Here is a 25,725-nt window from a genome sequence, read left to right on the forward strand (position 1 = left end):
CTTTGGCACGCATCGTGCTCGAAAACATCACCAAGAAGTTCGGTAAGGTGACCGCGCTCGATGGGGTGAACCTTCAAATAGAGGAAGGAGAGTTCGTCGTGCTGCTCGGTCCTTCGGGCAGCGGTAAAACCACGTTGATGTATCTGATCGCGGGTATCTACAAGCCCACCTCGGGTCGCATTCTGTTCAACGATGAGGACGTCACAAACCTGCCACCGAAGGAAAGAAACGTGGGACTGGTGTTTCAAAACTGGGCGCTCTATCCACACATGAAGGTTTTTGAGAACATAGCCTTTCCTTTGACCCTGAAAAAGCTCGACAGAAAAACGATCCAGGAAAGGGTCCTTCAAGTCGCCAGCATGCTGAGGATCGATTCGCTGCTCGACAGATACCCCTGGCAACTGAGTGGGGGTCAGCAACAGCGTGTGGCGATAGCGAGGGCACTGGTGAAGCAACCTCGAATTTTGCTCTTCGACGAGCCTTTGAGTAACCTCGACGCTCTGTTGAGGATCAGTGTGAGAACGGAATTGAAAAGGCTACAAAAGGATCTGAACATCACGTCTGTTTACGTGACGCACGATCAGGCGGAAGCTCTGGCCATTGCAGACAGGATCGCGGTGATAAACAACGGCAAGCTCGTCCAGGTTGGCACCCCCGACGAGATCTATTACAGTCCGAAGCACACCTTCGTCGCAAGTTTCGTTGGAAATCCACCCGCGAACCTTTTGAAGGTTGGGCACGATGGCAAGACGTTCCTGATGGAAGGCAGACCGATCGAAGCGCCGGCAATTTTGCTGGAGAAATTTTCAGGCAAGAAACTCATCGTCGGTTTCAGACCGGAAAAGGCGCTTCTGCTCGAGCGTGCGATACCGAACACCCTCTGCGTTGAGGTTCAGATTTACGAAGTGGAATCCATGGGTAGGGAACAGATCGTGACGGTCTCGATCGGGCAGACGATGGTGAAGGTTCTCAGACCTTCCGAAGAAAAGTTCCACATCGGTCAAAAACTTCATCTGTGCGTCGAGTTGAAAGATTTGATGCTCTTCGATTTCGATACCCACGAAGCGCTCAATTTGAGTTAATATAGAACCGTGCGGCCGATCGTAGGTATCACCTGCTCTATGGATGAGGAATCGATCAGGTTGAATACGAGCTATTTTCGGGCGATCGAGGAAGCCGGTGGTTTGCCCATCCTCGTACCAACTCTGCAAACGCCCGAAAGCCTTTCTCAGCTGAGCGAACTGCTGGACGGCATTCTTTTCTCCGGTGGTGTCGATATCGATCCGAAACACTACAACGAGGAGCCTCTGCCGAGCCTCGGACAGATAACGCCAGACAGGGACGAGCTGGAGATATCTCTCTGCAGGATCTTCTACGAGAAGAACAAACCGATCTTCGGTATCTGCAGGGGCGTTCAGCTGATCAACGTCGCGCTCGGCGGCACGCTCTATCAGGACATAAAGACGCAGCTGGGCAACGTGCTGAAACACCAGCAGGATGCCCCAGCTCACGCCCCAACACACAGAGTCTTCATCGAGAAAGACAGCATTCTGTTCTCCATCGTGAGAACGGAAATTCTGCCGGTGAACAGCTTCCACCACCAGGCCGTGAAGGATGTCGCACCGGTGCTGAGGATCACCGCACGCGCCAGCGATGGCGTCATCGAGGCGGTGGAGTCGAACGACGACAGGTTCGTCCTCGGGGTTCAGTGGCACCCTGAAAGGATGTTCAACCGTTACAGGGAACATTTCGAACTGTTCAGGCGCTTCGTGGAAGAGTGCGCGAAAAGGGGGAAAAGAGGATGAAGATTTACATCTCTGCCGATATGGAAGGCATCTCAGGGGTCGTGGGGTTGGGACACGTGTCGCCTGAAAACAGAGAGTACGAGAGGTTCAGAAAGCTCATGACGCGCGAGATCAACGCGGTCGTGGAAGCCGCCATCCAGTGTGGTGCGAAAGAAGTGGTTGTGAACGATTCACACAACACGATGGACAACATCCTGATCGAGGAACTTCACCCGAAAGCGGTCCTGATCAGCGGTAGTCCGAAACCCATGAGCATGATGGAGGGCATAGACGCAAGTTTCGATGCCGTGTTTTTCATCGGTTACCATGCGAGGGCGGGTAGTGCGCCAGCGATCATGGATCACACGTACACCGGAAGGGTATTCTCGGTGGAGGTCAACGGAAAGAAGATGAGCGAAGCCGGTTTGAACGCCAGGATCGCGGGTTGCTTCAACGTTCCTGTGGTTCTGGTGAGTGGGGACCAGCTCACCGTAGAGTGCGCGAAGCAAGAGCTGAACGATTTCGTTGGTGTAGTTGTCAAAGAAGCTGTGGGAAGGTATGCAGCGAAGATCTATCCGTTCGAAGTTGTGAAAGAAAAGCTCAGAGCAGGTGTCGAAGAGGCACTGAGCAAACTGGACAGGTTCAAACCTACGGTTGAAAAGGAACCCGTTGAGATCAAGCTCACCTTCTACAATTCGGCCTTCGCAGAGGCCGCGTCTCTGCTTCCAAACGTGGAACGGCTCGACGCCAGGACGGTGCGTTTCACAGCGCAGAGCTACCTCGAAGCGTACAGATTGCTCAGGGTTTGTCTTTCACTGTCTTCGCTGGTCAAATAGTTCCGTATACCTTTTGAAAAACTCTTCCAGAAACTTTTTTTGAAACTCCAACCTTTCGGCCAGAAGCGAAAGCCATCGTTTTCCAGCTTCCGTGATCGTGTATCTTCTCCTGGCGGGACCCGCTTCGGAGAAGTCCCACTCGGATTGAACCAGCCCCTCGGCCTCGAGCCGCATCAGCAATCTGTAGAGGTTTCCCATGGGGCCAACACCATCGAACTCGATACCGAGCTCGCTCAATTTCTTGGCGATCTCGTAACCATGGGATGGTTGATCCGCGATGAACAACAGCACGAGGGCCTCCAGAAGATGGCCCCCGTGACCTCTCCCACAACCGCGTCTCATCTCGATTCTTCCTTGGACGTTTCGCTCTCTTTCAGCGCTTCATCTACATATTTTATCTCTTCCTCGAGCCACTTTCTGTACTCGCGCAAAGATTCTTTGCGATGTCTGTGCCACGGACAGAACATCCAGCCAAAGCCATGTCCATGCCAACGCCAGCCATGCCTGTGCCTCAATCCCAACCCGTATGGGCCGTACATTCTTGTCACCTCCCACGGATATTATATATCACAAGCATATATATGTCAACACTCAAGATCGAACCGTCCGGAGGGGGTGTGCTAAAATATTGACGTCAAATTGTTTGGCGTCTAAGGAAAGGGCGATCGGATGAACGAAAGCATTTTGAAAAAGTTCTTCATGATCCAGAGGCTCCAGTTCAAGATCCTCCACAAAGAATTGGAAAAGCACGGTATCCACCCGGGTCAACCTCCCATGCTCATGATCGTTGCGAAGCATGAAGGCGTAACGCAGAAAAGAATCGCCGAGGAACTGAACGTGAAACCTGCGACGGTCGCGATCATGCTGAGAAGAATGGAAAGGGCAGGTTTGATACGCAGAGAACAGGATGAAAATGACAAAAGGCTCCAGAGGGTTTATTTGACAGAGAAAGGCAAACTGTACTGCGATTTTCTGAAGGAACATCTAAAGAGCGTGGAAACTGTAATCGTGAAGGGGTTCACCGATGCAGAAAAAAACCAGCTGGAAAGTTTCCTCCGCAGGATCATCGCCAACCTTGAGAACCGTTTGAGAGGTGAAGCGAATGATTGAGATCATGAAATATTTGAAACCGTACCTCTGGCTGGTGATCGTCACAATCTCGCTGGTGATAGTCGATTCTTACGTGACGCTGTATCTGCCAGACCTCATGTCTCAGATCGTGGACAGAGGCATTGCCAGAGGCAACGTCGATTACATATGGAAGGTTGGAGCAAAAATGCTCCTCGTCTCTTTAGTTCAGGTCGTCGCTATCGTTTTGATGAGCTTCGCATCGTCCAAATCGGCCACGTGTGCCAGCCGGGACATTCGAAACGATCTTTTCAAAAAGATTCAGAGCTTCTCCCTCGCTGAAATCGACAAGTTCAGTCCCGCGTCCTTGATCACACGAACCACGAACGATATAACCCAGGTGCAGCAGGCACTCATCATGATCCAGAGGATGGTCATAAGGGCCCCGATCATCGCCGTCGGGAGCATCGTCATGGCCATTTCGAAGGACGCAAAGCTCACGATGATACTCTTGATCTCCGTTCCCATAGCCTCACTCGCAATGTACCTCATATTCGCAAAAGTCATGCCTCTGTTCAAGAGCATGCAGAAAAAGATAGACCGTCTGAATCTCGTTTTGAGGGAGAGGATCACGGGCATCAGGGTGATAAGGGCGTTCAACAAAGAAGAATACGAAAAAGAAAGGTTCGAACAAGCGAACGTGGACCTCACCGAAACGGCGTTGAAGGTCAACAGGATCGGTGCCATCGTTTTTCCGATCATGACGATCATCATGAACTTCACGATCGTCGCCCTTATATGGTTCGGTGCCAAGCAGATAGACATGGGACAGCTCCAAGTCGGCACGATGATGGCTGTCATGCAGTACGTCATGCAGGTGCTCTTTTCTTTCATCATGATTTCGCTCATCTTCGTGTTTCTACCCCGTGCTTCGGTGTCTGCACAGAGGATCTTGGAAGTGCTGCGCACCGAGCCGTCCATAAGAGAACCGGAACAGGTGGAGGAACCTTCTGGAAACGGTGTGGTCCAGTTCGAGAACGTGACCTTCTACTACCCCGGCGCGAAAGAACCGGCACTCTCGAACGTATCGTTCACCGCGAAGAACGGTCAGATAACTGCCATCATTGGGAACACGGGCTCTGGAAAGACGACCATCCTCAATCTGATCATGAGGTTCTACGATGTGACCGAAGGTTCCGTGAAGATCGATGGGGTCGATGTGAGAAAGATTCCATTGGAGAAGCTCAGAAGGTTGATAGGTTACGCCCCACAGAAACCGATCATCTTTTCAGGCACGATCGCCGAGAACATAAGGTTCGGCAGAAATGAGCTAACAGACGAAGACATTCTCAGGGCCGCCGAGATCGCCCAGGTGACTGAGTTCACCCAAAAGTTGCCCGAAGGCCTCAACGCCCCCGTGGCGCAGGGTGGAACCAACCTGTCCGGAGGACAGAAACAGAGGATCTCGATCGCCCGCGCCATCGCAGGAAAACACAGAATCTATCTATTCGACGACACCTTTTCGGCGCTCGATTTCAGAACGGATGCCAAGATTCGCTCGAGGTTGATGAGAGAGCTGAAAGACGCAACGGTGATCATCGTCGCGCAGAGAGTCGCGACGATCATGCATGCAGATCAGATCATCGTTCTGAAGGATGGCAGGGTGGAAGGTGTAGGTAGACACGAACAGCTCATGAGAACGTGTCCCGTGTACAGTGACATCGTGCTGTCGCAGATCTCCGAAGAAGAAGCCGTGGTTGGAGGTGAGCACAATGGCAAGTGAAAGAAACGTCCAGACACATAACCTGCCGGTGAGAGGTCCCAGACCTGGGGGACCACCTTTGGCTGGACCTGTGGAAAAGGCGAAGGATTTCAGGGGTACGCTGAAAAGACTGCTCGCCTATCTGAGGCCGTACCTACCTGCCATCATCATCGTTCTGGCTCTGACGATCACCGCCACGGTTCTCACCATAATGGCTCCAAAGATTCTGGGCAGGGCAACCACCGAAATCTTTCGTGGAATCATGGCGAAGATGCTCAGACTTCCAAACGCGAAGATAGATTTCTCTTACGTGGCGAAGATCCTGATCCAGGTGAGCGTTCTTTACTCTGTGAGCGGTCTGCTGAGCTATCTACAGCAGTTCATCATGGCGGGCGTCTCCCAGAAGATCGTGAGGAAGATGAGGAAAGACGTTTCTGAGAAACTCTCGAGACTTCCCTTGAAATTCTACGATTCCCGAACCCACGGCGAGATCCTGAGCCGTGTCACAAACGATGTCGATCTGATCAGCAACACGCTCCAGCAGAGCCTTGTCCAGTTCGTTTCAGGCATCGTCTCCATCGTGGGTGTCACGGTCATGATGCTCACGATAAGCCCCATACTCACCGGTGTCACGGTCCTCACCTTGCCGCTCAGCATAATCGTGACCGTCATCATCGCGAAGCACTCTCAGAGGTTCTTCTCAAAGCAGCAGAAAGAACTCGGAGAACTGAGCGGGCACGCTGAAGAGGTCTATTCGGGCCACATCGTGGTCAAGGCTTACAACAGGGAACGTGATGTGATAGAAAGATTTGAAAACATCAACGAGAGACTCTGTGATGCGAGCCACAAGGCGCAGTTTCTGTCTGGCATGATCATGCCATTGATGCGCTTCATCGGTAATCTGGGCTACGTGATCGTCTCGGTGGTGGGCGGTATCCTCGTCACGAAGAGGGCTATAACGATTGGAGACGTTCAGGCTTTCATACAGTATTCTCAGCAGTTCACACAACCCATTGTGCAGATCTCCAACATAGCGAATTTGATCCAATCGACGATCGCCGCGGCGGAGAGGGTCTTCGAGATACTCGATGAGGAAGAAGAGAAGCCTGAAAAACCGAACGCGTTGAAAATCGAAAAAGTGAAAGGCGATGTCAAGTTCGAAAACGTTTACTTCAGTTACGTACCGGAGAAACCGCTCATCGAGGATCTGAACGTGGATGTCAAGAGCGGTCAGAGGATCGCCATAGTCGGTCCAACGGGAGCCGGGAAAACTACGCTCGTGAATTTGTTGATGAGATTCTACGAGGTACAGAAAGGTAGCATCAAGATCGACGGCATAGACATAAGAGACATCCACAAGAACAATCTGAGAAGATGCTTCGGCATGGTGCTTCAGGACACGTGGCTCTTCAACGGTACCATAAGGGAAAACATCGCGTACGGTAAGGAAAATGCGACCGAGGAAGAAATCGTAAGGGCCGCCAAAATGGCGCAGGCGCACCATTTCATCATGGCACTACCGGATGGGTACGATACTGTGATCAACGAAGAGGCGACGAACATATCCTACGGTGAAAAGCAACTCATAACCATCGCGAGGGCGTTCTTAGCCAACCCGGACATCCTCATCCTCGACGAAGCCACGAGCAACGTGGACACGCTGACCGAAACCTACATTCAGAAGGCCATGGACGATTTGATGAAAGGAAGGACCTGCTTCATCATCGCGCACAGGCTCTCGACGATAAAGAACGCCGATCTGATACTCGTCATGAACGAAGGAAAGATCATAGAGAAAGGTACTCACAAAGAGTTGCTCGCCAAGGGAGGCTTCTACGCAGAACTTTACAGAAGTCAGTTCCTGGGTGCGCTGGTCGAGGTTCAGTGATGCACCATCTCAACGGTTGTATCGGAGCGCCTGGTCGTCACGGGCGCTCCTTCGAATGTGTTATCGTCTCCACCCAAATCGCTACAAACCTTTGGAAATAACTCAATTACACCCATTCCGTGACAGCACGTTCCATTTTCTAAATTTATCTTCAACATGCTTGCTTTTTCTCTTCTTTGGATCATGAATCATCGATTGATTTGTATGAACGTTAATGTTATCGTTGAAACAGAAACTGTAGCCTCAATCTTCTCAAAGGAGGGGTGTCGAGTGAGAAAATGGCTTTCTGTGATCCTGTTCCTGGCATCGATCGTCACGGCGTTCTCGCAGGTTCAGTTACCCAGGAACGAAACGCTCTACACGGTGGGTTCCTTCGCGGTGGCAACGGCGTGGAACCTCTATTCACCTCAGCCCACCTGGGGAACGAACCAGTTTCTGTACGTGCCTCTGTACCTTTACGAACCCGGTAGAGACATCTGGTTTCCGATCCTGGCCGAAGGTTACCAGTTTCTGAGTGACAGGATCGTGCGCATCAAGATCAGAGATCAGGCATTCTGGAGCGACGGTGTTCCCATCACGGCCTGGGACGTGGAGTACACGTTCAACCTCACGAAGAAACTGGGAATAGGACCCGGCGCGGGTTGGGAAGATTACGTAGAATACGTGAAGGCTGTGGATGCGAAAACTGTTGAGTTCAAAGCCAGAGAAGACAACTTGAACTACTTCCAGTTCCTCTCCTACGCGTTCATGATCAGACCGGTTCCGAAACATGTGTATTCGAAACTCGAGGAGAAAGGGATCAACATCAGGGACTGGGTGAACGACGATCCAAAGTCTCAGGTTGTCTCTGGGCCGTACAGGCTGTTCCACTACGATCCCAGCATCATCGTCTACGAAAGGATCGAGAACTGGTGGGGTAAGGATGTGTTCGGCCTACCGAGACCAAAATATCTGGCGAACCCGATCTTCAAAGACAATCCAGCGGCGAGTCTGGCACTGGAACAGGGCAACATCGACTGGGCAGGACTGTTCATACCGAGCGTCTGGGAACTGTGGGAAAAGAAGAAACTGCCCATCGGAACCTGGTTCAAACAGAAGCCCTACTTCCTGCCTGCCGCTCTGATCCTTTTGTACGTGAACCAGACGAAGTACCCCTTGAACGATCCGAACGTCAAGCTGGCTATGGCCTACGCCATTCCGTACCAGGAAATGTTGGAGAAAGCCTTCTTCGGTTACTCCATCCAGGCTCATCCGTCCATGGTCATAGATCTGATCGAATCCAACAAGCAGTACATCAACTACGATTTGTGGAAGAAGGCCTTTGGAACGGCAGATGGAAGAATACCGACAGACCTCGCGAAAGCTAACAAGATACTCGACGAGGCTGGATTCAAGAAAGGCCGCGATGGTATCAGGATCGCACCTGATGGAACCAGACTCGGCCCCTACACCATCTCTGTCCCTTACGGTTGGACAGACTGGATGATGATGTGCGAAATGATCGCAAAGAACCTCAGAGAAATTGGTATCGATGTTGCTACGGAATTTCCTGACTTCTCTGTGTGGTGGGACAGGATGATCAAGGGAACCTTCGATATGCTGATCTGCTGGAGCGCCTGGTCTGGTTTCGATCACCCGTTCAACGTCTACAGATGGGTCATGGATTACAGGCTCACCGGACCTGTCGGAGAACCGTACCCTGCTGGCAACTGGCAGAGATACAAGAACGAGGAAGTCATAAAACTGCTCGATAAAGCCGTCTCCACGCTGAACATCGAGAAGATGAAGGAAGTTTACTTCAAGATTCAGGAAATCATCCATAAAGACTTCCCGAGCATTCCAATGTTCTACGGAACGGTCTGGTACGAATACTCAGAGAAATACTGGACCAACTGGCCGTCGGAGAAAAATCCGTACTGGTACAGGTGCTCACCGGGCGACGGCGAAGGCCCCCTGCCCGTTCTGTTCGGTATCTGTCTGAAAGCCGATCCAAAACCCGTTCCATCCTGGTTCGAGACTGTCGACAAAGGAGGTTACATGGTACCGACTTCGAAGATCATGGAAACACTCCAAAAGGTCACCAAGTGACCTTCAACCCCCCGCAGAGTCCGGGGGGTTTTCTTGCAACCTAAGGCCTTCTATGACGAAGGCCTATCTACTCTCGTTTTGACATGTAACGTGGAGATATCACAAGAAAACGTGAGATTAAGTTTGATTCGAGCCAGTGTTGCACAGTTAATCGTTTTTGAAGAGTAATATTTCGCTCTTTTGACGCAAGGTATGTCTTGTTGCGTGCGTCAAATATGTGGTAATTTTTCATAGCAGGAAAGATTCTTGCGCAAACTCTGAATGCGTCTTCGTGAAAAGTTAACGCAAGGTTAGAAATGACTCTCAGAAGGGGGTGAAGGTTCTATGAAGAAGTATCTTGTCCTCATCCTGTTGAGCTTGGTCCTCGCAAGCGCTCTGGCTCAGATATCGTTACCGAGAGAGGAAACAGTCTACGTGGCTGGCGCGATCTGGGGACCGGCAACGACGTGGAACTTGTACGCGGCTCAGTCGACGTGGGGTACGGACCAGTTTTTGTTCATACCAGCGTTCATCTACGATCTTGGAAAAGATGCGTGGCTACCCATGATCGCGGAGAGTTACCAGTTCGTTAACGACAAGACGCTGCGCATCAAGATCAGAGAGGAAGCAAAATGGAGCGATGGTACTCCCATCACGGCAGACGACTACGTCTACACGTTTGAACTCACCAAGAAGCTCGGCATAGGTCCCGGGACTGGATGGAACGACTACATCGAATATGTGAAGGCGATCGACAAGAAAGTGGTCGAGTTCAAAGCGAGGGAAGACAATCTGAACTACTTCCAGTTCCTGAGTTACGCACTCGGTACAGACCCGATGCCGAAACATGTCTACGAAAACCTCGAAAAGAAGGGTATCAACATCAGAGACTGGGTGAACGACAATCCGAAAGAACAGGTGGTCTCTGGTCCGTACAAACTCTTCTACTACGATCCGAACATCCTGGTGTACGAACGGATCGACAACTGGTGGGGCAAGGACATATTCGGATTGCCCAGGCCCAAGTACATCGCACACGTGATCTTCAAGGATAACCCGGCGGCGAGCCTCGCAGTTGAACAGGGTGAAGTTGACTGGGCAGGACTGTTCATACCCAGCGTCTGGGAACTGTGGGAAAAGAAGAAACTGCCCGTCGGAACTTGGTTCAAAGAAAAGCCTTACTATTTGCCAGACGGTGTTGGATTCCTCTACATCAACAACACGAAACCTGGTCTGAAAGATCCTGCCGTCAGGAAAGCGATGGCGTACGCCATACCGTACAGTGAAATGTTGAGGAAGGCTTACTTCGGTTACGGTAGCCAGGCACACCCATCGATGGTGATAGACCTGTTCGAACCGAACAAGCAGTACATCAACTACGATCTGTGGAAGAAGGCCTTTGGAACGGCAGATGGAAGAATACCGACAGACCTCGCGAAAGCCAACAAGATACTCGACGAGGCTGGATTCAAGAAAGGCCGCGATGGTATCAGGGTCGCACCCGACGGAACCAGACTCGGCCCCTACACCATCTCTGTCCCTTACGGCTGGACAGACTGGATGATGATGTGCGAAATGATCGCAAAGAACCTCAGAGAAATCGGTATCGACGTCGTTACGGAATTTCCAGATTATTCGGTCTGGGCTGACAGAATGACGAAAGGAACGTTCGACCTCATCATTTCCTGGAGCGTTGGACCTGGGTTCGATCATCCGTTCAACATCTACAGGTTCGTTCTCGACAAGAGATTGTCTGCACCCGTCGGCGAAGTGACATGGGCGGGAGACTGGGAAAGGTACGAGAACGACGAGATAATAAAGCTGCTCGACTCTGCGGTCTCCACGCTCGATCCTGAAGTGAGAAAGAACGCCTATTACAGGATCCAGGAGATCATTCTCAGAGACATGCCGAGCGTTCCAGCGTTCTACACCGCTCACTGGTACGAATACTCGGAGAAGTACTGGATCAACTGGCCTTCCGAGAACAATCCGTACTGGTTCAGACCTTCGCCGTGGCATGCCAACACCCTGCCAACGCTGTTCGGAATCTCTGCAAAGAACAACCCACAGCCCATTCCGAAATGGTTCGAAACCACAGACAAGGGAGGCTTCCTGATTCCGACCGCGAAGATCTTCGGTGACCTTCAGGCTTCAGCGAAGTGAGCCATCCCCCGGCCCTCACACGGGGCCGGGGTTGTTTTTAAAATCCGAAACCTGAAGAAGGAGAAGAGAACGCATGGCTTCCAGATCGATAGTGAAATACCTTGCAAGACGCTTCCTTTTCCTCCTGGTCACCTACATCGTTGCCACGACGATCGTTTTCATACTTCCAAGGGCGATTCCGGGTAATCCTCTGGCACAGATACTGTCGAACCTTTCGCGCGTCGCGCAGGCGAAGCCCGAGCTCATAAGGGCCGCCGAAAGGGCTCTGATGGAAGAGTTCGGACTGGGAAAACCCTGGTACGTACAGTACTTTGAATTCGTGAGCAAGGCGTTTCGAGGAAACCTTGGAACGTCCATAACCTTCTATCCGAGGAAGGTCGTGGACCTGGTCATACCCGTCATTCCCTGGACGCTGATGCTGCTGCTACCTGCAACGATCGTCGCGTGGATCCTGGGCAACAGCCTCGGTGCGCTGGCCGCGTACAGGAGAAACACCTGGGTGGACAAGCTGGTGCTCAACGGTTCACTCGTGGTGTCTCAGATTCCTTATTACTGGCTTGGAATGCTGTTCATATTCTTCTTCGGTGTGAGGCTGGGAATACTTCCAACCCAGGGTGCGTATCCACAGGGAATGATCCCGAACTGGAGCTGGACGTTCGTTCTGAGCGTTCTGAAGCATTACGTACTGCCGTTCTCCTCGATCGTGGTTTCGGCACTCGGAGGATGGGCCATCGGAATGCGGTTGATGGTCATCTACGAACTCGGAAGCGATTACGCCATGTTTGCAGAATACATTGGCATGAAGGACAAGAGGGTGTTCAACTACGTCTTCAGAAATTCTCTTTTGCCACAGATAACAGGACTCGCCTTGCAGCTGGGAGGCATACTCGGTGGTTCTCTGATCACGGAGATCGTGTTCAACTACCCCGGTACGGGGTATCTGTTGTTCAGAGCACTGACCACGCTGGATTATCCACTCATACAAGGCATCTTCGTGATACTGATCGCGTCCATCTATCTTGCCAACTTCCTGGTCGATTTCGTGTACGCCGTGATAGATCCACGCGTGAGAATCGGACAGGAGGAGTAAACATGCTCGCGACGATGATCAAACCGCTTCTCAAAAATAAAAGGTTCATCGCAGGGGCTTGCATCTTTCTCTTTTTCCTCTTGTTAGGATTGCTTGGACCAGTGATCTACAGAGTCGATCCAATGGAGATGACCTGGGACTACGAAAAACCACCTTCGGCCGCGCATCCACTCGGTACGGACACCTACGGCAGAGATATCCTGGCACAACTTCTCAACGGGATACGCTCTTCGCTCTACATAGGTTTTCTGGCGGCACTCATCTCCTTGGTGATCGGAACGATAGTGGGATCCCTCTCGGCGGTCAAGAGGGGCGTGATGGACGATCTTCTGATGGCCATAACGAACATAGTCCTGACGACGCCATCGATCTTGGTGGCGATCTTGATAGCGAGCTACTTCAGGGTCAGAAGCGTTGAGATGATCGCCCTGATACTCGGATTCTTCCAGTGGCCGTGGTTCGCAAGGGCCATAAGGGCACAGCTCATGAGCGTGATGTCGAGAGAATACGTTCAGCTCTCGGTGCTTGCGGGTTACTCAGATCTGAGATTGATAGTCGAAGATCTCATCCCAACCATAGCGACTTACGCGTTCATGGCCTTCGTTCTGTTCATAAACGGTGGAATACTGGGTGAAGCAGCGCTGAGCCTGATCGGCCTTGGACCGACCAAGGGGATCTCTCTGGGGATCATGCTCCAGTGGGCGGTGCTGATGGAAGCGGTCAGAAGAAGCCTGTGGTGGTGGTTCGTACCGCCCGGGGTGGCGATCGTCGCGATCACAGCTTCTTTGCTGATCATCAGCACGGCGATGGACGAAGTTTTCAATCCGAGGCTCAGGGAGGAATGAGCGTGAACACGTTGCTGCAGGCGCAGGATGTCAGAGCCTACTACAAGCTTGGAAAGATATTCGTCAAGGCGGTGGACGGAGTCTCCTTCGAGATCTTCGAAGACGAAGTCGTCGGAGTTGTCGGTGAATCTGGTTGCGGCAAATCAACGCTTTCGAACGTTCTGTTCATGAACATCAATCGTCCACTCACGCTGATCGGTGGCAAGATCTTTTTCAAATCCAACGGCCAAACCTGGGAGATGTCGGCCTTATCGAGAGAAGAGGTGAAGAAGAAACTGTGGGGCAAGGAGATCTCGATCATTCCACAGTCCGCCATGAACGCGCTCATGCCGACGATAAGGATAGAAACTTACATACAGCACCTCGCAGAATCGCATGGAATCTCTGAAAAGGAGTTGCTTGCGAAGGCGAAAGAGAGGTTCCAGGAAGTCGGACTCGACCTGAAGTGGCTGAAGAGATACCCTTTCGAGCTCAGCGGTGGCATGAAGCAGAGGGCCGTCATAGCCATCGCAACGCTTTTGAACCCGAAGTTACTCATCGCGGATGAACCAACCTCCGCGCTCGATGTCGTGAACCAGAAGGTGTTTCTCAAGGTGCTCATGAAGATGAAGCGACAGGGAATCATAAGGAGTATCTTCTTCATCACGCACGATATAGCCACCGTGAGACAGATCGCAGACAGGATGATGATCATGTACGCTGGAAAGATCGTCGAGATCTCTCCCATGAACAAAATCCTCGAAAAGCCTTTACACCCTTACAGTCAGGGCCTACTGAACTCGGTCCTCACACCGGAACCGGAAGTGAAAAAGAGAGGCATCGTGGTGATCCCGGGGGCACCACCGAACCTGGTGGATCCACCAACTGGATGCAGGTTTCATCCCAGATGTCCCTACGCGATGGATATCTGCGTGAAACAGGAACCTGCGCTCGTTGAAATCGAGCCGAACGTCAGAGTGGCCTGTTTTTTGTACACGGGGGAGAAAGCATGAGCAGACTGATCGTGAAGAATCTGACCAAGGTGTTCAACGTTGGGTTTTTCTCCAGAAAGCGGATCGAGGCAGTGAAGAACGTTTCTTTCGAGATAAAAGAAGGCGAGATCGTTTCGCTCGTGGGAGAGAGCGGTTCGGGTAAAACGACCACAGCGAAGATGATCTTGAGACTCGTTCCTCCAACTTCCGGTGAGATCCTCTTCGAAGGCAAAGATATCTGGAAGGGTCTGAACGGTAGAGAAGAACTTTTGGACTTTCGTCGCAAGGTGCACGCGGTCTTTCAGGATCCCTTCTCCAGCTACAATCCTTTCTATCCGATCGAGCGAACACTGTGGCAGGCCATAGAACTGATCGAGAAGAAACCGAGCAAGAAGGAAGGAATGAAGATCATCGAAGAGTCGCTCTTCAAGGTCGGCATCGATCCGAAAGACGTTCTGGGAAAATACCCGCACCAGGTGTCCGGTGGGCAGAAACAGCGCGTCATGATCGCCAGATGCTGGATATTGAAGCCTCTACTCATAGTTGCGGATGAGCCGACTTCCATGATCGACGCATCGTGCAGGGGAGGAATCATAAAACTCTTGCTGGAACTCAGAGAGGAGTACGGAACCTCTATCATCTTCATAACGCACGATCTGGGCCTGGCCTATTACGTCTCGGACAGGATCTTCGTCATGAAAGACGGCCGCATCGTGGAACAGGGGCACACCGAAAAGGTCGTGCTCGAGCCAGAACACGAGTACACGAAGACGCTCGTCGCCAGCATTCCAAAGCTCTACAGGAAACTGGAGGACATCTGAATGTCTCTCCGCGCACTGTTGACCGTACTGTGCTGGGCACTCGTTCTGGAGTTGTTCGTACTGGCTTACTATCTCTGGCGCGGAATCAGACCGTTCGAGTTCTATCTGAACTTCGTTCTTCTGATCGTGACGGCTTCATTGCTGGTGCTCTTAGTATCGAAAGAGAGAAGAAGGAGGCGAAAGGATGGATCCGAATGAAATCCTCTCCCAGCTCACACTCGAAGAGAAGGTGAAACTCGTCGTTGGGGTTGGTCTGCCGGGTCTTTTCGGAAACCCACACTCCAAGGTGGTCGGGGTCGCCGGTGAGACACACACAATCTCCAGACTCAACATTCCTTCCATCCGTCTGGCCGATGGACCTGCGGGCCTGAGGATCAATCCGGTGAGAGAGAACGATCCGCACACCTACCACGCCACGGCTTTCCCCATCGCCTCCATGCTGGCTTCCACCTGGAACAGGGAGATCGTGGAAGAAGTGGGAAGGGCGATGGGTGAGGAAGTCAGAGAGTACGGCGTGGACATACTCCTGGCACCCGCGATGAACATACACAGGAATCCGCTGTGTGGAAGGAACTTCGAGTACTATTCTGAAGATCCCGTCCTCTCGGGCGAGATGGCGGCCGCGTTCGTCAGAGGGGTTCAGTCTCAGGGTGTTGGAGCGTGTCTGAAACATTTCGCAGCCAACAACCAGGAGACCAACAGATTCACCGTGGACACCATCGTTTCCGAAAGGGCGTTGAGGGAGATATATCTGAAGGGTTTCGAGATCGCGGTGAAGAAATCCAGACCCTGGACCGTGATGAGCGCCTACAACAAACTCAACGGAAAGTACTGTTCCCAGAACGAATGGCTGCTGAAAAAAGTTTTGAAAAAGGAGTGGAAGTTCGAAGGCTTCGTCATGACGGACTGGTACGCGGGTGACGATCCCGTGGCCCAGCTCAAATCCGGCAACGACATGATAATGCCGGGGAAGGTTTACCAAGTGAACCCGCAGAGGAAAGACGAGATGGAAGAGATCCTGCAGGGCATAAGGGAAGGAAAATTGAGCGAAGAAGAGCTGGACGAATGTGTCAGGAACATTCTGAACGTTCTCGTGAAGTGTCCTTCCTTCAAAAACTACAGCTACTCCAACAGGCCGAACCTGGAAGCGCACGCCAAGATCGCTTACGAAGCGGGCGCGGAGGGTCTGGTGCTGCTGAAGAACGTTCGAGCTTTACCGCTGAACGAAAACGATAGGATCGCGATCTTCGGAACGGGGCAGATCGAGACCGTGAAGGGTGGAACGGGAAGTGGAGACACGCATCCGAGGTACACCGTTTCGATCCTCGAAGGTTTCAGAGAGAGAACGCTTCGAATCGACGAAGAGCTCGCAAAGACGTACGAAGACTACGTCAACACGATGCGTCAAAAGGAGGAATACAAACCGAGATTGGATCAGTGGGGAACGCAGATCAAGCCGAAACTGCCCGAGGATTTTCTGTCCGAAGAGGAGATCGAGAAACTGGCCGAAAGGAACGATGTCGCGATCGTCGTGATCAGCAGAATCTCGGGTGAAGGCTACGACAGAAAGCCCGTCAAAGGTGATTACTATCTTTCCGATGACGAACTGCGGCTCGTACGGCTCGTCTCCAAGATTTTCCACCGGCGTGGAAAGCGAGTGATCGCACTTCTGAACGTGGGAGGACCCATAGAAGTGGCGAGTTGGCGAGACGAAGTGGACGCGATGATGCTCGTCTGGCAGGCAGGTCAGGAAACCGGTCGCATCGTGGCCGACGCGATCGCTGGAAGGATCAATCCTTCAGGAAAGCTTCCAACGACCTTCCCCATGGACTACAGCGATGTACCTTCGTGGAGCTTCCCGGGCGAACCGAGACAAGATCCGAAGAGGGTGATCTACGAAGAGGACATCTACGTCGGTTACAGATACTACGACACCTTCGGAGTGGAACCTGCCTACGAGTTCGGCTTCGGACTTTCCTACACGAGATTCGATTATTCCGATCTGAGCGTTTCGGTCGAGAACGACACGCTGAAGGTGTCCTTCACGGTGAAGAACATCGGCGATCGGGCCGGAAAGGAGATCGCACAGATCTACGTGAAGGCGCCAAAAGGAAAGATCGACAAACCCTTCCAGGAGCTCAAGGCGTTCCACAAGACGAAGAACCTCTCACCGAATGAAGAGGAGAGAATAGTGCTCGAAATACCCGTCAGGGACCTGGCAAGCTTCGATGGTGAGAGATGGATCGTCGAAAATGGAGAGTACGAACTGCGTGTGGGTGCCTCTTCGAGAGACATTCGCCTGAAGGGTCAACTGTTTCTGAAGGAGAGAATTTACGAACTGTGACCAAACGGTGCGATCGTGTCCAGGATTCCCCCCTTGTGGGGGATTTTTCTTTGAGCTGTTCCTGAAAGGACAGGTCAAATTCAGTTAACTGAACCGTGATGAAACCACGTGTCTTCGAACCTGTAAAGACGATAGAATACATTTGAAAGCCTTCACGAGACGGAGGTGTGACTCGTGAGATTTTCGCAACTTTACGCACCGACGGTCAAGGAAGCCCCTGCGGACGCAGAGGTGGTGAGCCATGCGCTCCTTCACCGTGCGGGGTTCATCAGGAAGGCGGCCGCAGGGGTCTACACGTACTTACCGCTGGCGAAGAGGACTCTTTCCAAGATAGAGAAGATCATCAGAGAAGAGATGGACAGAATAGGGGCTCAGGAGATCACGATGCCGATCATTCATCCTGCCGAACTGTGGCAGATGACCGGACGCTGGGACGATTACGGTGAAGAGATGATGAAGTTGAAGGACAGGCACGGTAGAAGTTTCGCGCTCGGTCCCACGCACGAGGAGATGGTGACGTTCCTCGTCAAGGACGAGGTGCGTTCTTACAAACAGCTCCCTCTGTTCCTCTACCAGATAGGTCCCAAATACCGCGACGAGATCAGACCGAGGTTTGGATTGCTGCGCGCGAGAGAATTCATCATGAAGGACGGTTACAGCTTTCACGACAGCGAAGAATCTCTCGACGAAGCGTACAGAGCCTGCAGCAACGCGTACGGCAGGATCGCGGAGAGGATCGGTCTGAAATACATGGTCATAGAGGCTGCGAGTGGTGCGATCGGGGGCAGCCAATCGCACGAGTTCGTCAGTTTCGCGCAGGTTGGGGAAACGAACCTGCTCAAATGCGATGGCTGTGGCTACGCCTCGAGCGACGAGCAGGCACCGTACAGGGGAGAGTACGAAAAGATGGAAGAGGAAGAGAAACCGTTGCAGCTGGTCCACACACCGAACGTGCGTACGGTCCAGCAGGTGGCGGACTTTCTGTCCGTCGAACCGAAGAGGATCGTCAAATCGTTGCTGTTCGTCGGCAGGAACGGCTTCGTGATGGCGCTCGTACAGGGAGACAGGGAACTGAACGTGGAGAAGCTGAAGGTCTTCATGAAAGACCAATCTCTGAGGCTCGCCACTCCGGACGAGGTTCTGGAGAAGTTCAAAGTACCCATAGGCTTCATCGGGCCCATCGGTGTCGATGTACCCATCGTTGCAGACCACGGGGTGAAGTATCTGAAGAACGTGGTCGTTGGAGGCATGAAGGAAGATCACCATTACGTGAACGCGAACGTTGGAAGGGATTTCGTCCCGAATTACTACACCGATCTGGTACTCACCACCGAGAACGATCCATGCCCAGTCTGCGGTAAGCCGCTTCGAGCGATGAAGGGCATCGAGCTCGGGCACGTGTTCAAGCTCGGCACGAAGTATTCACAGTCCATGCAGGCTTACTACATGGACAGAGAGGGCAATTTGAAACCTTTCATCATGGGATGCTACGGCTGGGGCGTCTCGAGGACCATGGCCGCCGTCGTGGAACAGTTGAACGACGAAGACGGCATCATCTGGCCCAGATCCATCGCACCGTACGAGGTCATCGTGACGGTGGTCTCCACGAACGATGAGAGCCAGAGAAGGTTCGCCGAACAACTCTACAGGGAGATGAACGGCAAGGGCATCGAAGTGTTGCTGGACGACCGCGAAATTTCACCGGGTATGAAGTTCAAAGATGCTGACCTGATAGGCTTCCCCCTGAGGATCACGGTTGGAAAATCGTTGCAGGAAGGCTTCGTGGAACTGAAGCTGAGGAACGAAAAGACCCAGAACAAGGTTGAAGCGGAGGTTTCTAAAATCGTGCAGGTCGCGATGAAAATGCTGGATTCGTACGATCCACAGAGAGGTAGATGAGCGTGGGTCTGTTCGAGAGGTTGAAACAGGGGCTCGAAAAAACGAAGAAGGCTTTCTTCGAGGGAATAAAACAGCTTCTCAGGAGCGGAAGAATAGACGAAGAAACACTGGAAGAACTCGAAGAGATACTCATCGCTGCCGACGTTGGCCACGAAACGACGAGCTGGATCATCGAAAAACTCAAAGAACAGAGAGTGGAAGATCCTGTAAGCGCTTTGAAGGAGATACTGATCGAACTGCTCGAAGGCGACACATCGCTGAACCTGACAGGTTCACCGAGCGTGATAAGCGTCGTGGGTGTGAACGGTTCTGGAAAGACCACGACGGTTGCGAAACTCGCCGCACAGTTTCAGTCGATGGGCAAGAGCGTGGTGATGGCCGCTGCAGACACGTTCAGGGCCGCCGCGATCGAGCAACTCAGAGTGTGGGGAGAAAGGATCAACTGCACGGTGATCGCGCACACAGAAGGTTCAGATCCCGCGGCTGTGGCGTACGATGCGGTGAACCACGCGAAGTCGAAGGGCAAAGACATCGTGATCATCGACACGGCAGGAAGGCTCCACACAAAGAAGAACCTCATGGAAGAGCTCAGAAAGATCCACAGGGTCGTTGGAAAGCTCGTAGAAGGTGCACCACACGAAGTTCTACTCGTGATAGACGCGACGACGGGACAGAACGGCCTGATGCAGGCGCGCGTCTTCAAAGAAATGGTGAACGTGACCGGTCTTGTCATCACCAAGCTCGACGGAACCGCCAAGGGTGGTATCGCCCTGGCGATAAAACACCAGCTTTCTTTACCGATCAAATTCATCGGTGTTGGAGAAAGCGCTGAAGATCTGAGACCTTTCGATGCGCGACAGTTCGTCGAGGCGTTGTTCTCTTGAAAGCCACGGAGTATAATCCTTGCGGGCGTGTGGAGGATGGATTTTGCGGACGTTCTGGCGTAAGCGTTACGTCTGTCCGGTGTGCAAAGGAGAATTTGAAAGCGTAAGATTGTTCAGCGAGGCGATCAGGATCAGGAGTCGTGAGTCAGATTTGAAACCCGTCTACGAAGGTGTCAACGCGCTGATGTTTCAGCTGGTGAGCTGTCCAAACTGTTTGTACACATCGTTCGAAGACGATTTCGAGAAGTTAACAGCTTCTGAAGTCGAAGCGGTTGAGAAAGTGTCTGAACGTGTGAAACAGATCAAAATCGATCTGACTGAGAATAAGAGCGTTCGAGATGCGGCACTGCAGTACAACATCGCTGCGGGTATGTACGTGGCAAGGAGAAAGCTGTTTCGCGCCGCCGAATGCTTTCTGAAACTGGCCTGGCTGTACAGGGACGCTGATGCTTCGGATGAGGAAAGAAAAGCACTGGAACATGCGAAAGAACTCTTTTTGAAGAGTTACAGTGAGGAAGATTTGACGGAGGAACGCCAGATCGCTGCGCTCTTCTACCTCGGTGAGACTAGCAAGCGCCTGGGAGAAAAGAAGGAAGCGGTGCGCTGGTTCTCCGAACTGTTCAAAAGGTTCGGCAAGAGCGACTCGATCTATCTGAAACAGGCCAGACAGGAATGGCAGGAGGTCTCATTTGCGGGATGAAAATTATCAGGCTTACCGCGATATTTCTGTTGGTGATTCTGCTCTTTGCCTGCACACAGTACGACAGAGACATCCTCGAACAGATCAACAGAAAGCTCGACGACTTCGAGTACAGGCTCGCAGCACTCGAAAGGAGCGTTTACACGAACCAGAAGGCCGTTGAAAATCTTCAAAGCGACGTGAAGAAGATCTCCGACGAGCTTTCGACCGCGAAAAAACTCATCAGCGAGCAGAGGAGTATTCCAGCCGTTTCTCAGGAAGACGTGAACCAGATCCTGGCGCGCATCAACTCGCTCGAGATGCGTTTCAATCAACTGTCTGTGGCCCTGAACGTTTCCGACATAAGACAGTTGATATACAAAATCTCTGACCTGGAAACGGCACAGAAACAACAACAGATCGCTTACGAGCGTTTTGTCAGGAACACCGAGGAACTGCTGTCCCAGGTGAACGCGGAAGAAACGGCAAAGAGACTGAGCAAGCTCGAAAACAGCGTCACGTCGATATCGAACCAGATAGGCGAACTGCTCGAACTCTCCTCGAGACTGAGAGCACTTGAAAACGCGTTCGATGCACTTTCAATGAGCCCGCAGGCTACCATCGTCGATGTGACGGGTTTGGAAAGAGAGATCTTCCAGGTGAAGTCGAAGATGCAGGAGCTCGAAGTCGGTTTGAGACGTGAGATGGAAAGAAAGTTCGAAGAAATCTCTTCAAGACAGGCCCTGACCAGTCCAGCAGACCTGCAGCAGTACGTCGCGAACACCACGGCGCTCGTTCAACAACTCAACTTAGAGCTCGAGATGCTGCGCGGTGTGGTGAGGGAGTACGACAGAGAAAGGTTTCTCAGACTCGATCAGGATTACATCACTTACGTGGTGAAACCCAACGACACACTTTCGAGCATAATGAAAGCCTACGGGCTTGGTCAGGACAAACTCAGACTCATCGTGGAGCTCAACAACATCCAGGACCCAAACAAACTCCTCGTGGGCCAGAGAATAAAGATCCCCATAGAGGACAGGAGCAGGTTGTTCGCCTATCCTCTGGAAAAACCTCTCAGTTTAGAGGACGTGGTATCGACCTTCGGACGGCCCACAGGCACAGGTGTGACAACGGGCATAACGATCAGCCTGGAAAGAGGTTCTCGCGTGTTTTCAATCCTGCCTGGCAGGATCGTGAGCATAATGCAAACTGAAAGTGGTTATTACGTGCGCATCGATCACGGGAACGGAATACTCGCGGTTTATGGAAACCTTTCGACAATCAACGTCACCGCCAACAGCTGGGTGAGCAGAGGGCAGACTCTGGGAACTGTGGACGGTTTGTTCCATTTCGAGATATGGATAGATGGAGAGCCGAGGGATCCTCTGCGCATCCTGCTGAAGTATGTGGGAAAATTCGAAGCCACTTTCTATTCTGAATGGGACGATGGAAAGCTACCCGAACATCCAACCTTCCGTGTCACGACGCTCGGAACGATCCCCAGGGAGTGGAGAACTCTCGCCGCGGATCCATCGGTGATCCCCCTGGGAAGCGTGGTGTACATACCACAGTTCGCCGATAAACCGAACTTTGGGCTTTTCGTCGTTGAGGACACTGGACTGCTCATAAAGAACAACATCATCGACATCTACGTCAACAGTCCGCAACTGGCCCTACAGAACATGCGCAGCGAGGTGGACGTGTACCTCGTTGCGCCGAACACGAGGTGATTCTTCTGGCATTCACCATCAAGAGTGAGTACGCGTTCAGAATAATTCTCTCAATCGCAGGGTGTGAAAAACTGACCTCGCTCACGAACGTTTGCAAGGGTACAAAGGTGCCGAAGGAGTTCGCAGAAAAGATCGTGCTCCAGTTGAGGAAGGCGGGTATTCTGAAAGCCAAGAGAGGTAGAAGTGGAGGATACGAGCTCGCGAAGGATCCCTCCCAGATCACGGCCTACGACATCGTGGCCGCGGTTGACGATCTGGAAAAGATCACAAAATGCAGCCGGGAGCTGTGCAACCGCGCGGGTACGGAAATCTGCACGATCAAAACCCTGGTGTGGGACAGGGTGATGGATTGCATCAGGGAAACTCTCACGAGAGTAACGCTTCAAGAATTGCTTGGAACCTGTGGGAGGGAAAAGGTGTGAGAAAGGTTGTTCAAAACGTAGCGGACGACTTCTTCGAAATGCTCCAGTACGACAAGAACCAGTGGCCGAACTACTGGAAGATCCTCAGAGCCAGACACGAGCCACTGATAGACGAGTACGAAAAGGCGTTGAACCTGTCACAAGAATGGACAGTCACTCTCTTGAAGAACATGGAGAGACGCAACCTCGACAGATTGATGCAGCACTGGCACTCGATCTCTCACGAACAGAAGTATCACTGTTCGAAACTGATCACGGCCAAGCACGAGCTTTTCGAACTCAACCGCGAAGAGTTCACGATCGTGCTCACCGGCTTGCTCGGCGTAAAGGACTGGGTCGCGGTCAGAGGTAAGCGCGAGTGGGTGATAATGATCGATCTTCTCAGTCTCTGGAACAAGAATCTGCTGAATGAGCTTCCGTACGTGGCGTACCAGGCAGCTTTGAGTTTCAAGAGGAACGAAAGATACGGTGATTATCTCTCGAAAAAGGAACTGTTCCAGAAGCTTTCGAACGACATCGAAGAAGCCTTCAAGAAGGAAAGGATCGAAGAGGTCATGGAAAGCGTCTGCCGGATCCTTTATGAAAACGTTCCACACTACAACTGGGTTGGATTCTATCTGACCGACACGTCGAAACCCGACGAGCTCGTCCTGGGACCGTTCGTTGGTGAACCGACCGAGCACGTGAGGATTCCCTTCGGAAGGGGCATATGCGGACAGGCCGCTCAGCGAAAGACGACCTTCATAGTTGAAGATGTGTCCAAGGAGACGAACTATCTCTCCTGCAGCCCGAAGGTCCAGTCGGAGATCGTGGTACCCATACTCGTGAACGGACAGGTCTTCGGAGAGCTGGACATCGACAGTCACGTACTCAACAGCTTCGATGAAACCGATAAAGATTTTCTTGAAGATATCTGTAAAAAGATCTCACAGAGGGTGATGGTGAAAGGATGACAGTGAACGAACTTGTCAGAAAGGCTGCGAAGAAGCTCGAAACTCCCTTTCTGCTCATCGACCTCGACATCGTTGAAGACAACTACAGAAAGCTGGCAAACGCCATTCCAGGCTGCAAAATTTTCTACGCAGTGAAAGCCAACAGCCATCCGAGGATCATCGAAAGGCTCAGAGATCTTGGAAGCAACTTCGACGTAGCCTCCGTGGGTGAGATCAACAAACTGCTGAGCCTTCAGATCACGCCAGACAGGATGATCTTCGCCAATCCCATAAAGAGGGAAAGGGACATCGCTTACGCGTACGACATAGGATTGAACCTGTTCGTCGCAGATTCACCCATGGAGCTGGAAAAGATCGCCGAAAACGCTCCGGGCTCTCAGGTGGTCATCAGGGTTGCGGTTGAGAACAGGCACAGCGACTGGCCACTCTCGAGGAAGTTCGGTACCGACCCGCTGAGCGCGGTGCAGCTCATAGAACAGGCTGCCAGGCTCAGACTCCATCCTGTGGGTGTGAGCTTCCACGTCGGGTCGCAGAATTACGATCCCAAAAGCTGGTGGAACGCCATCGAGAGTGTGGCAAGAGTCTTCTACTGGGCTGAAAAGCTGTACGGGATCAACCTGCACGTGCTCGACATCGGTGGAGGCATGCCTGTGAAACATGTCAAGCCGATCCCGGACGTCGATGATATCGGTCGTACCGTCATGCAGGCTGTCAACGAGTTCCTGTACGGAGTGAACGATCTTCAGATCTTCGCCGAACCCGGTCGTTCCATGGTCGGCGACTCGGCCATACTGGTCACCAGGGTCCTGCTTAGGTGTCGGCGCGGGAGTGAAGAATGGGTCTACATAGACGCCGGAGTCTTCCACGGTCTGATGGAAACCATCGAGAACTTCCGCTACGAGATCGTCGTTGAAGGAAAAGAGAACGAACAGAAGATGCCCTTCGTTCTGGCAGGTCCCACGTGCGACAGCGTCGACAAGATCTACGACGATGCGATGCTCCCGTACAACGTTACGCTCGATGACATTCTGTACTTCATAAACGCGGGGGCATACACGGTTGAGTACGCCACGAACTTCAACGGGATCCCTGGCCCGCGCGTGTACTTCGTTCAGGATTTAGCTTCAACGATCTGAACGAACACCTCTCTCGCCCTCGGACCGTCGAATTCACAGAAGAATATGCGTTGCCAGGTACCGAGGGCGAGCTTTGCGTTCTCGATGGGGACAGTCACAGAAGAACCTATCAAGCTCGCCTTTATGTGAGCGTCGGAATTACCTTCCAGATGATGGTAGTTCGCGTTGGCGGGCACGATGTGTGACAGCCTCTCCACGATGTCCATCCGAACGGACCTGTCGGCACCCTCGTTGATGGTGATCCCCGCCGTGGTGTGTGGTACGAAAACGAAACAGACACCGGATTTCACACCTGACTCCGCCACGATCTGCTGGACCTGGTCCGTGATATCAACCATTTCGACTCTCTGCTTCGTTCTGAGAGAAAAGCCCTTCATGAC

General features: G+C 52.2%; 24 protein-coding genes. 21 read left to right on the top strand and 3 right to left on the bottom strand.

Features of this window, described 5'->3' with window-relative positions; genetic code table 11:
* Positions 1–2: 2 nt before the first annotated feature.
* From TSP01S_RS01425 to TSP01S_RS01435, 3 genes are read left to right on the top strand one after another with little or no spacing between them, the layout of a single operon-like run.
* Positions 3–1,082, top strand: a complete 1,080-nt coding sequence (locus TSP01S_RS01425; protein ID WP_041075834.1) for an ABC transporter ATP-binding protein — start codon at positions 3–5, stop codon at positions 1,080–1,082.
* A gap of 9 nt (positions 1,083–1,091) precedes the next feature.
* Positions 1,092–1,805, top strand: a complete 714-nt coding sequence (locus TSP01S_RS01430) for a gamma-glutamyl-gamma-aminobutyrate hydrolase family protein (RefSeq protein WP_041075835.1) — start codon at positions 1,092–1,094, stop codon at positions 1,803–1,805.
* Positions 1,802–2,620 (top strand): M55 family metallopeptidase, encoded by an 819-nt coding sequence (locus TSP01S_RS01435; RefSeq protein WP_041075837.1) that lies wholly within the window; start codon positions 1,802–1,804, stop codon positions 2,618–2,620. Before TSP01S_RS01430 ends, TSP01S_RS01435 begins: the two co-directional genes overlap by 4 nt.
* Here TSP01S_RS01435 and TSP01S_RS01440 read toward each other — a convergent pair.
* Positions 2,597–2,962: a PadR family transcriptional regulator gene (locus TSP01S_RS01440; protein WP_041075839.1), complete on the bottom strand. Its 366-nt coding sequence runs from the start codon at positions 2,960–2,962 to the stop codon at positions 2,597–2,599. The two genes, TSP01S_RS01435 and TSP01S_RS01440, sit on opposite strands and share 24 nt — an antisense overlap.
* Positions 2,959–3,159, bottom strand: coding sequence for a DUF5320 domain-containing protein (locus tag TSP01S_RS01445; protein ID WP_041075841.1), 201 nt, complete (start codon positions 3,157–3,159; stop codon positions 2,959–2,961). Before TSP01S_RS01445 ends, TSP01S_RS01440 begins: the two co-directional genes overlap by 4 nt.
* Positions 3,160–3,289: 130 nt before the next feature.
* On the opposite strand from TSP01S_RS01445, the gene TSP01S_RS01450 reads away from it, so the two are divergent.
* The 18 genes from TSP01S_RS01450 to TSP01S_RS01535 all read left to right on the top strand — a co-directional run bounded on the left by TSP01S_RS01450 (position 3,290) and on the right by TSP01S_RS01535 (position 25,345).
* Positions 3,290–3,730, top strand: a complete 441-nt coding sequence (locus tag TSP01S_RS01450) for a MarR family winged helix-turn-helix transcriptional regulator (RefSeq protein ID WP_041075843.1) — start codon at positions 3,290–3,292, stop codon at positions 3,728–3,730.
* The gene (locus TSP01S_RS01455; protein ID WP_041075845.1) at positions 3,723–5,471 is read left to right on the top strand and encodes an ABC transporter ATP-binding protein; all 1,749 of its coding nucleotides are present in this window, start codon (positions 3,723–3,725) and stop codon (positions 5,469–5,471) included. Before TSP01S_RS01450 ends, TSP01S_RS01455 begins: the two co-directional genes overlap by 8 nt.
* Positions 5,461–7,338, top strand: a complete 1,878-nt coding sequence (locus tag TSP01S_RS01460; RefSeq protein WP_041075846.1) for an ABC transporter ATP-binding protein — start codon at positions 5,461–5,463, stop codon at positions 7,336–7,338. Before TSP01S_RS01455 ends, TSP01S_RS01460 begins: the two co-directional genes overlap by 11 nt.
* Positions 7,339–7,608: 270 nt before the next feature.
* Positions 7,609–9,426 carry an ABC transporter substrate-binding protein gene (locus TSP01S_RS01465; protein ID WP_041075848.1) on the top strand — a complete coding sequence of 606 codons (1,818 nt, stop codon included), beginning with the start codon at positions 7,609–7,611 and terminating at the stop codon, positions 9,424–9,426.
* 324 nt (positions 9,427–9,750) lie between these two features.
* On the top strand, positions 9,751–11,568 hold the full coding sequence (locus TSP01S_RS01470) for an ABC transporter substrate-binding protein (protein ID WP_041075850.1): 1,818 nt from the start codon (positions 9,751–9,753) through the stop codon (positions 11,566–11,568).
* A gap of 73 nt (positions 11,569–11,641) precedes the next feature.
* Positions 11,642–12,658 carry an ABC transporter permease gene (locus TSP01S_RS01475; protein WP_041075852.1) on the top strand — a complete coding sequence of 339 codons (1,017 nt, stop codon included), beginning with the start codon at positions 11,642–11,644 and terminating at the stop codon, positions 12,656–12,658.
* A 2-nt stretch (positions 12,659–12,660) separates the two neighbouring features.
* Positions 12,661–13,503 carry an ABC transporter permease gene (locus TSP01S_RS01480; protein WP_041075854.1) on the top strand — a complete coding sequence of 281 codons (843 nt, stop codon included), beginning with the start codon at positions 12,661–12,663 and terminating at the stop codon, positions 13,501–13,503.
* A gap of 2 nt (positions 13,504–13,505) precedes the next feature.
* Positions 13,506–14,495: an ABC transporter ATP-binding protein gene (locus TSP01S_RS01485; RefSeq protein WP_231848581.1), complete on the top strand. Its 990-nt coding sequence runs from the start codon at positions 13,506–13,508 to the stop codon at positions 14,493–14,495.
* Positions 14,492–15,295 carry an ABC transporter ATP-binding protein gene (locus TSP01S_RS01490; protein ID WP_041075858.1) on the top strand — a complete coding sequence of 268 codons (804 nt, stop codon included), beginning with the start codon at positions 14,492–14,494 and terminating at the stop codon, positions 15,293–15,295. Before TSP01S_RS01485 ends, TSP01S_RS01490 begins: the two co-directional genes overlap by 4 nt.
* Positions 15,296–15,493 carry a TM0026 family membrane protein gene (locus TSP01S_RS01495; protein ID WP_041075860.1) on the top strand — a complete coding sequence of 66 codons (198 nt, stop codon included), beginning with the start codon at positions 15,296–15,298 and terminating at the stop codon, positions 15,491–15,493.
* Positions 15,480–17,639 (top strand): beta-glucosidase, encoded by a 2,160-nt coding sequence (locus TSP01S_RS01500; protein ID WP_041075862.1) that lies wholly within the window; start codon positions 15,480–15,482, stop codon positions 17,637–17,639. The genes TSP01S_RS01495 and TSP01S_RS01500 overlap by 14 nt, the downstream gene beginning before the upstream one ends.
* 174 nt (positions 17,640–17,813) lie before the next feature.
* Positions 17,814–19,538: a proline--tRNA ligase gene (locus TSP01S_RS01505; protein ID WP_041075864.1), complete on the top strand. Its 1,725-nt coding sequence runs from the start codon at positions 17,814–17,816 to the stop codon at positions 19,536–19,538.
* 2 nt (positions 19,539–19,540) lie between these two features.
* Complete coding sequence (gene ftsY, locus TSP01S_RS01510; RefSeq protein WP_041075866.1) at positions 19,541–20,422, top strand: signal recognition particle-docking protein FtsY; 882 nt, start codon at positions 19,541–19,543, stop codon at positions 20,420–20,422.
* A 43-nt stretch (positions 20,423–20,465) separates the two neighbouring features.
* Positions 20,466–21,122, top strand: coding sequence for a DUF2225 domain-containing protein (locus TSP01S_RS01515; RefSeq protein ID WP_041075868.1), 657 nt, complete (start codon positions 20,466–20,468; stop codon positions 21,120–21,122).
* Positions 21,119–22,834 (top strand): peptidoglycan DD-metalloendopeptidase family protein, encoded by a 1,716-nt coding sequence (locus TSP01S_RS01520; protein ID WP_041075870.1) that lies wholly within the window; start codon positions 21,119–21,121, stop codon positions 22,832–22,834. The genes TSP01S_RS01515 and TSP01S_RS01520 overlap by 4 nt, the downstream gene beginning before the upstream one ends.
* A complete protein-coding gene (locus tag TSP01S_RS01525) occupies positions 22,831–23,256 on the top strand; it encodes an RrF2 family transcriptional regulator (RefSeq protein ID WP_052463446.1) in 426 nt (141 codons plus the stop codon). The genes TSP01S_RS01520 and TSP01S_RS01525 overlap by 4 nt, the downstream gene beginning before the upstream one ends.
* On the top strand, positions 23,253–24,209 hold the full coding sequence (locus TSP01S_RS01530) for a GAF domain-containing protein (protein ID WP_041075872.1): 957 nt from the start codon (positions 23,253–23,255) through the stop codon (positions 24,207–24,209). The genes TSP01S_RS01525 and TSP01S_RS01530 overlap by 4 nt, the downstream gene beginning before the upstream one ends.
* Positions 24,206–25,345 carry a type III PLP-dependent enzyme gene (locus TSP01S_RS01535; RefSeq protein ID WP_041075874.1) on the top strand — a complete coding sequence of 380 codons (1,140 nt, stop codon included), beginning with the start codon at positions 24,206–24,208 and terminating at the stop codon, positions 25,343–25,345. The genes TSP01S_RS01530 and TSP01S_RS01535 overlap by 4 nt, the downstream gene beginning before the upstream one ends.
* On the opposite strand, the gene TSP01S_RS01540 is transcribed toward TSP01S_RS01535, so the two are convergent.
* Positions 25,321–25,722, bottom strand: coding sequence for a secondary thiamine-phosphate synthase enzyme YjbQ (locus TSP01S_RS01540; RefSeq protein WP_041075876.1), 402 nt, complete (start codon positions 25,720–25,722; stop codon positions 25,321–25,323). The genes TSP01S_RS01535 and TSP01S_RS01540 overlap by 25 nt on opposite strands.
* Positions 25,723–25,725 lie beyond the last annotated feature (3 nt).

The sequence above is a fragment of the Thermotoga caldifontis AZM44c09 genome, from assembly GCF_000828655.1.
Taxonomy (GTDB): domain Bacteria; phylum Thermotogota; class Thermotogae; order Thermotogales; family DSM-5069; genus Pseudothermotoga_A; species Pseudothermotoga_A caldifontis.